Genomic DNA, 464 nt, shown 5'->3' with positions numbered 1-464 from the left:
AGCCCTCCTCCCTGACAATGGGTACAGTGACAACATCAAGAAAACTAAATAAGCTTTACTGGGCCTATTTAGAGAATATGAGCAACTGCTATCAGGATCTTCGAGAGAAAACCAGTCATCCCTCGGCCCTCTCAGTCGCGGAAAATGCGATTCTTCTCTTACCAGAACCTCGATTGAAGACTGTGAAATTAGAGTTAACTCATCAACAACTTCTAGTTCTTTTAGCTCATCGATTACGCTCTGTATATCAGACACAGTGCTAGTTATTATTTTGCTGCTCTCGAACCTTTCAAAGTTAAAGAAAAATTGATCTTCATTCTTCGTAAACTCAATACGTAATGTCTCAGAGAGCATTGACGCTACTTCGTCCGGTGTAATTTCTATTTCCATGCACTGAATTCCAATTCATTGGTCCTACCCATAAAAAGTAGACACTGTTATGCGCATCTGCGCTCAAACTCTGC

1 protein-coding gene is annotated in these 464 nt (G+C 40.9%); it reads right to left on the bottom strand.

The features are described from left to right. Positions 1–390 (bottom strand): hypothetical protein (locus P5683_RS25845; RefSeq protein WP_315669522.1); only part of this gene is annotated, 390 nt, incomplete at its 3' end. Positions 391–464: the final 74 nt, after the last annotated feature.

The sequence above is a fragment of the Limnospira sp. PMC 1279.21 genome, assembly GCF_032349615.1.
Taxonomy (GTDB): domain Bacteria; phylum Cyanobacteriota; class Cyanobacteriia; order Cyanobacteriales; family Microcoleaceae; genus Limnospira; species Limnospira fusiformis.
This window is presented reverse-complemented; position numbering and strand designations above follow the sequence as displayed.